Below are 547 nucleotides of genomic sequence, written 5' to 3'. Positions count from 1 at the left end.
CGTTGACTGATTTGGCTGAATTGATGTAGACGCTTAAGTGGTTATCAGCAGGTGTGATAAATGGTTGATAATATATCGACAGCTCCATTGCGATGGAGCTTGTTTTATTTTCATTATTCCAAAAAAACCTCCGCCATTTGTTTTGCATAAGATAGCGGAGGATTCGGTATGTTACTGTAGTATTTAAAATAAAACCTTATTTATTAATAAGTTTTAATTAAAAATCAATAACTTATACTATTCGACTGTGACACTCTTGGCCAAGTTACGTGGCTGATCGACGTCTGTACCGCGCATAACAGCGACATGGTACGACAACAGCTGCACAGGAACACTATAAACGATCGGTGCGAGTATCTCGCAGACATCAGGTACATAGACCACATGCAATCTATCTTCCGCTACCATTTGGCTAGCTTCACTGGCGAATACAAACAGCTCACCGTGGCGCGCATGTACCTCTTGCATGTTGGCTTTAAGCTTATCGAACATATTGTCTTTTGGTGCAAGTACCACAATTGGCATGTCTTTATCTACCAATGCCAAC

At 40.8% G+C, this 547-nt stretch carries 1 protein-coding gene; it reads right to left on the bottom strand.

From position 1 onward, the window contains the following. Nucleotides 1-237 precede the first annotated feature (237 nt). Nucleotides 238-547: SIS domain-containing protein (locus ACS8FD_RS23740; protein WP_439277655.1), on the bottom strand; the 310-nt coding region annotated here is incomplete at its 5' end.

The organism is Psychrobacter sp. 1U2, from assembly GCF_051847575.1.
Note: the sequence above shows the minus strand (reverse complement) of the source record. Positions and strands in the feature narration are given on the sequence as shown.